The organism is Ramlibacter sp. (assembly GCF_028292805.1).
Taxonomy (GTDB): Bacteria; Pseudomonadota; Gammaproteobacteria; order Burkholderiales; family Burkholderiaceae_C; genus Ramlibacter.
The window spans coordinates 20,758-27,213 of sequence record NZ_JAQGLS010000129.1 but is presented as its reverse complement, the minus strand read 5'-3'; the positions used below and the strand labels follow the sequence as shown (position 1 = coordinate 27,213).

Here is a 6,456-nt window from a genome sequence, read left to right as displayed (position 1 = left end):
CGCGGAGGGCATCGCCCAGATCGCGGTGGTGATGGGTTCCTGCACGGCGGGCGGCGCCTACGTGCCAGCCATGAGCGACGAAACCATCATCGTCAAGAACCAGGGCACCATTTTTCTGGGCGGGCCTCCGCTGGTGAAGGCGGCCACGGGCGAGATCGTCTCGGCCGAAGACCTCGGCGGCGGCGATGTGCACACCCGGCTGTCGGGCGTGGCCGATCACCTGGCGCAAAACGACATGCATGCCCTGGCAATGGCGCGGCAGGCCGTGGCCACGCTCAACCGCGGCAAGAACCCGAGCGTCGAGCTGCGCGAGGCACGCCCGCCCAAGTTCGACACCACAGAGCTGTACGGGGTAGTGCCCACCGATGTGCGCAAGCCGTACGACGTGCGCGAAATCATCGCCCGCATCGTCGACGGCTCCGAGTTTCATGAATTCAAGCAGCGCTTCGGCCCCACACTGGTCTGTGGCTTCGCCCACATCGAGGGCATGCCGGTGGGCATCGTCGCCAACAACGGCATCCTGTTTTCAGAGTCGGCGCAAAAGGGCGCGCACTTCATCGAGCTGTGCGGCCAGCGCAAGGTGCCGCTGGTGTTCCTGCAGAACATCACCGGCTTCATGGTCGGGCGCAAGTACGAGAACGAAGGCATCGCCCGCCACGGCGCCAAGATGGTGACGGCGGTGGCGACGGTCAACGTGCCCAAGTTCACCGTGATCATCGGCGGCAGCTACGGCGCCGGCAACTACGGCATGTGCGGCCGGGCCTACTCGCCGCGCTTCCTGTGGATGTGGCCCAACGCCCGCATCTCGGTGATGGGCGGCGAGCAGGCCGCCAGCGTGCTGGCCACCGTCAAGCGCGACGGCATCGAGCTGCGTGGCGGCAGCTGGAGCGCCGAGGAGGAAGCCGCCTTCAAGCAGCCGCTGCTGGACCAGTTCGCGTACCAGTCGCATCCCTACTATGCCAGCGCCCGCCTGTGGGACGACGGCATCATCGCCCCCGCCGACACCCGCCGCGTGCTGGCGCTGGGCCTGTCGGCCTCGCTCAACGCCCCGATCCCGGACACCAAGTTCGGCATCTTCCGCATGTAAGGACCGCATCCCATGAAACACCTGGAACTGAGCTTCGGCGCCGGCGTCGCCACCGTCACCCTGAACCGCCCCGAAGTGCGCAACGCCTTCAACGACGAGGTCGTCACCGAATTGGCGGCCGTGTTCAGCGAGCTGGCCAAGCGCGACGAGGTGCGCTGCGTGGTGCTGACCGGCAACGGCCCGGCCTTTTGCGCCGGCGCCGACCTGAACTGGATGAGGCGCGTGGCCGGCTACACGCGCGACGAGAACGTGGCCGACGCCACCGGCCTGGCCCGCATGCTGGAAGGCCTGTACCGCTTCGCCAAGCCGACCATCGCGCGGGTGCACGGCGACGCGTATGCCGGCGGCCTCGGCCTGGTCGCGGCCTGCGACATCGCGGTCTCGGTCGACACCGCCCAGTACTGCCTGAGCGAAGTGCGGCTGGGGCTGGTGCCGGCCACCATCAGCCCGTACGTGATCCGCGCCGTGGGCGCGCGGGCGGCGCACCGCTACTTCCTGACCGCTGAACGCTTCTCTGCCGAGGAAGCGAAGCGGATCGGCCTGGTGCACGAAGTGGTCACCGCCGACGCACTGGACGGCAAGGTCGCCGAACTGGCGCGCGCGCTGGTCGGGGTCGGGCCGGAAGCGGCCAGGACCTGCAAGGCGCTGCTGCACGACGTGGCCGGCCACGACATCAGCGCCGGCCTGATTCGCCGCACGGTGGAGACCATCGCCGACGTGCGCGCCAGCGAGGAAGGCCGCGAAGGTGTGCAGGCGTTCCTGGGCAAGCGCAAGCCGTCCTGGCTGGCGGGCGAGTAAGCAAGCCATGGACGCCCTGGCCGGCCTGGTCGACACGCCGCAGCTGCTGGCGCTGGCCGCTGCGCTCGGCTGGGCCAGCGGCTTTCGGCTGTACGCCGCCGTGTTCCTCACCGGCATGGCCGGCGTGCTGGGCTGGGTCGACCTGCCGGCCGGCCTGCAGGTGCTGGAGAGCCCGGCGGTGCTTGGGGCCAGCGGCTTCATGCTGTTCATCGAATTCTTCGCCGACAAGATCCCGTTGCTCGATTCGGTCTGGGACGCGGTGCACACCTTCATCCGCATCCCGGCCGGCGCGGCGCTGGCTTTTGGCGCGCTCGGCGCCGACAGCGCGGCGATGGGCTGGATTGCGGCGCTGCTTGGAGGCGGGCTGGCGGCCACCAGCCATGCCGCCAAGATGACGACGCGGGCCGCTGTCAACACCTCGCCCGAGCCGTTCTCCAACATCGCTGTCTCGCTGGCCGAGGACGGCCTGGTGGTGTTCATGCTGTGGCTGGCGGCCACGCATCCGGTGGCCTTCGCCGTCGCGCTGCTGCTCAGCGTGGTGCTGGCCGTCGTGCTGCTGGTGGTGCTGATCAAGTTCCTGCGCAAGGTGCTGCGCGGGCTGTCCGAATTCTGCAAGGGGCGGCAGCTGCCGCGGGAGCTGGGTTGATGTTCAGGAAGATCCTCATTGCCAATCGCGGCGAGATCGCGTGCCGCGTCGCCGCGACGGCCAGGCGCATGGCCATCCAGACCGTGGCGGTCTACTCCGACGCCGATGCCCACGCCAAGCACGTGCAGGCCTGCGACGAAGCGGTGCACGTGGGCGGCAGCGCCCCGCGTGACAGCTACCTGCAGTGGCAGCGGATCATCGAGGCGGCGCGCCGCACCGGCGCCGAGGCGATCCACCCGGGCTACGGCTTCCTGAGCGAGAACGAAGCCTTTGCCGGTGCCTGCACCGACGCCGGCATCGTCTTCATCGGCCCGCCGGCGTCGGCGATCCAGGCCATGGGGCTGAAGGCGCAAGCCAAGCAGCTGATGGAAAAGGCGGGCGTGCCGCTGGTGCCGGGCTACCACGGCGGCGACCAGAACCCGGCGCTGCTGCAGCGCGAGGCCGACCGCATCGGCTACCCGGTGCTGATCAAGGCCAGCGCCGGCGGCGGCGGCAAGGGCATGCGGGCGGTGGAGAATGCGGCCGACTTCGCCGGTGCGCTGGCCTCGTGCCAGCGCGAGGCGCGCAACAGCTTCGGCGACGAGGCGGTGCTGGTGGAGAAGTACGTCACCCGGCCGCGCCACATCGAGATCCAGGTGTTCGGCGACACCCAGGGCAACTACGTCTACCTGTTCGAGCGTGACTGCTCGGTGCAGCGGCGCCACCAGAAGGTGCTGGAGGAAGCGCCGGCGCCGGGCATGACGCCGGCCATGCGCCAGCGCATGGGCGAGGCGGCGGTGGCCGCGGCCCGCGCCGTCAACTACGTCGGCGCCGGCACGGTGGAGTTCATCGTCGAACAGCGGGGCGCCGAGATGAACTTCTTCTTCATGGAGATGAACACCCGCCTGCAGGTGGAGCATCCCGTGACCGAGGCGATCACCGGCCTCGACCTGGTGGAGTGGCAATTGCGGGTGGCCGCCGGCCAGCCGCTGCCGCTGCGGCAGGACGAACTGCGCATCCAGGGCCATGCCATCGAAGCGCGGATCTGCGCCGAAAGTCCCGACAACAACTTCCTGCCCGCCACCGGCACCTTGCACGTTTATCGCAAGCCGCCGGCCACCGCCTTTCAGCGCGGCACGGTGCGGATCGACGATGGCGTGCGCGAAGGCGATGCCATCTCGCCGTACTACGACTCCATGATCGCCAAGCTGATCGTGCACGGCGCCACCCGCGAGGAAGCGCTGGCGCGGCTGGACACCGCGCTGGCCGGCACCCACATCGTGGGCCTGAGCACCAACGTGCAGTTCCTGCGCCACGTGGTGCGCAGCCGCTCGTTCGCCCAGGCCGACCTCGACACCGCGCTGATCCAGCGCGAGGCTGGCGTGCTGTTCAACCAGGAGCCGGTCGGGCTGGAGCTGGCGGCTGCGGCGGCCGTCGCCAAGACGCTGCGGGACGAGCGGGCCCTGGCCGGCAGCGATCCCTTCAGCCGGCGCGACGGCTGGCGCTCGCACGGCACCGGCGTGCGCCGGCTGGAGTTCGCCTTCGGCGCGCGGCAGGCCAAGGCGCAGCTCGCCACCGGCCACGACGGCAGCCTGGTGCTGACGGTCGAGGGCCGGGCCGAGCCGCTGTTGTTCGAGGCGGCCGGCGACGACGCTATCGCGGTGCAGTACGGCGAGCAGCGCACCCGGGCGGTGGTCTACACGCTGGGCGAGACCGACCATGTGTTCACGCCGGCCGGCGCCACGCAGATCGAGGCGATCGACCTGCTGGCCCACGCCGGCGACCAGGCGGCCGAAGGCGGCCGGCTGACGGCGCCGATGCCTGGCAAGGTGGTCTCGTTCGCGGTCAAGGCCGGCGACAAGGTCAGCAAGGGCCAGCCGCTGGCGGTGCTGGAGGCGATGAAGATGGAGCACACCATTGCCGCGCCGGCCGACGGCACCGTGGCGGAATTGATGTACGCGCCGGGGGACCAGGTGGTGGAGGGGGCGGAGCTGCTGAAGATCACGGTTTAGCCGTCGTCCCCGCCAAAGGCGGGAATCCGGCGCGCCCCCGGCTCCCGCCTGCGCGGGAACGACGAGCATTCACAATACCCCCATGCGCATCACCGTCTGCTGTACCGACACCAAGGTGGGCCCCTGGATCGAGGCCCTGCAATCGCTCCTGCCCGAGGCGCGGATCGAGCAATGGCGCCCCGGCGCGCCGCAGGCGGACCACGCCGTGGTCTGGTCGCCGCCGCAGCAGTTCCTCGACGAGCAGCCGCGCCTGAAGGGCATCTTCAACATCGGCGCCGGCGTCGACGCACTGCTCAAGCTGCGGCTGCCGCCGGACCCGGTGGTGGTGCGGCTGGACGACGCCGGCATGTCGGTGCAGATGGCGGAGTTCGTCTGCCATGCGGTCATCCGCCACTTCCGCGAGTTCGATGCCTATGCGCGCGAGGGCGGCACGGGCAACTGGGGCTTGCGGCGGCCGCGGCTGCGCTCGGAGTTCCCGGTCGGCGTGCTGGGGCTGGGCGTGCTCGGCCAACGCGTCGCCCAGGCCGTGGCCGGCTTCGAGTTCCCGGTGCTGGGCTGGAGCCGCGGCGGCAAGGAAGTGCCGGGCGTGCGCTGCTATGCCGGCGAGGCGGAACTGAGCGCCTTCCTTGCCGCCACCCGGGTGCTGGTCTGCCTGCTGCCGCTGACGCCGGAGACGGGCAACATCCTGAACCGCGAAAGCCTGTCACGTCTGCAGTCCGGCGGCTACCTGATCAACGTGGCGCGCGGCGGCCACCTGGTGGACGAGGACCTGCTGGCGCTGCTGGACAGCGGCCACCTCGCCGGCGCCGCGCTGGACGTGTTCCGCACCGAGCCGCTGCCGGCCGACCATCCGTTCTGGCGCCATCCGAAGATCGTCGTCACCCCGCACGTGTCGGCGCGCACCTTGCGCGACGAGAGCGCAGCCCAGATCGCGCGCAAGATCCGCGCGATGCAAGCGGGGCAACCCATCGCCGGCGTCGTCGACCGCCAGCGCGGTTACTGAAAGAACCCAAGCCATGAAATATCCCAGCAAGGTCAAGCTTGTCGACGTGGGGCCGCGCGACGGCCTGCAAAACGAGAAGGAGCCGGTGCCGGCGGCGGTGAAGATCGAGCTGGTGCACCGGCTGCAGGACGCCGGTCTGACGGAGGTCGAGGTCACCAGCTTCGTGTCGCCCAAGTGGGTGCCGCAGATGGCGGACGCGGCGCAAGTCATGGCGGGCATCCGGCGCAAGCCGGGCGTGCGCTACTCGGTGCTGACGCCCAACATGAAGGGCTTCGAAGCGGCGCTCGCCTCGCGGCCGGACGAGATCGTGGTGTTCGCGGCGGCCAGCGAGGCCTTCAGCCAGCGCAACATCAACTGCTCGATCGCCGACAGCATGGAGCGCTTCGCACCGGTGGTGGCAGCGGCCCGCGCCAAGGGCATCTACACCCGCGGCGCCGTCTCGGTGGCGGTGGGCTGCCCTTACCAGGGCGAAGTCTCGCCCGATGGCGTGGAGCTGGTCGCGCGGCTGATGAAGCAGATCGGCGTGCAGCACCTGGGCGTGGCCGACACCATCGGCACCGGCACGCCGCGCAAGGTGCAGGCGGCGATGGAGGCGGCGCTCAGGCACTACGCCCTGGACGACATCTCCGGCCACTTTCACGACACCTACGGCCAGGCCCTGCCCAACACGCTGGCCTGCCTGGAAATGGGCATCTGGCAATACGACGCCTCGGTCGCCGGCCTGGGCGGCTGCCCTTACGCCAAGGGCGCCACCGGCAACGTGGCGACCGAAGACGTGGTCTACATGCTGCATGGCATGGGCATCGATACCGGCATCGACCTCGACCTGCTGGTCGACGCCGGCAAGTACATCAGCGACTTCCTGGGCCGCAGGCCGAATTCGCGGGCGGCGACGGCGCTGTTGAACAAGCGGGTGGCGGCGTGAGGACCC

6 protein-coding genes are annotated in these 6,456 nt (G+C 70.0%); all 6 read left to right on the top strand.

Going from position 1 to position 6,456, the window contains the following annotated elements; genetic code table 11:
* Positions 1 to 1,087: carboxyl transferase domain-containing protein (locus JWP65_RS07695; protein ID WP_299762328.1), on the top strand; the 1,087-nt coding region annotated here is incomplete at its 5' end.
* 12 nt (positions 1,088 to 1,099) lie between these two features.
* Complete coding sequence (locus JWP65_RS07690; protein ID WP_299762325.1) at positions 1,100 to 1,885, top strand: enoyl-CoA hydratase/isomerase family protein; 786 nt, start codon at positions 1,100 to 1,102, stop codon at positions 1,883 to 1,885.
* Positions 1,886 to 1,892: 7 nt separating this feature from the next.
* Positions 1,893 to 2,531, top strand: coding sequence for a DUF4126 domain-containing protein (locus JWP65_RS07685; protein ID WP_299762322.1), 639 nt, complete (start codon positions 1,893 to 1,895; stop codon positions 2,529 to 2,531).
* Entirely contained in the window at positions 2,531 to 4,522 is a 1,992-nt protein-coding gene (locus tag JWP65_RS07680) for an acetyl/propionyl/methylcrotonyl-CoA carboxylase subunit alpha (protein ID WP_299762319.1), read from the top strand. Before JWP65_RS07685 ends, JWP65_RS07680 begins: the two co-directional genes overlap by 1 nt.
* Before the next feature lie 82 nt (positions 4,523 to 4,604).
* Positions 4,605 to 5,525 (top strand): glyoxylate/hydroxypyruvate reductase A, encoded by a 921-nt coding sequence (locus JWP65_RS07675; RefSeq protein ID WP_299762316.1) that lies wholly within the window; start codon positions 4,605 to 4,607, stop codon positions 5,523 to 5,525.
* Positions 5,526 to 5,538: 13 nt separating this feature from the next.
* The gene (locus tag JWP65_RS07670) at positions 5,539 to 6,450 is read left to right on the top strand and encodes a hydroxymethylglutaryl-CoA lyase (protein WP_299762313.1); all 912 of its coding nucleotides are present in this window, start codon (positions 5,539 to 5,541) and stop codon (positions 6,448 to 6,450) included.
* The last annotated feature ends 6 nt before the right edge of the window (positions 6,451 to 6,456 follow it).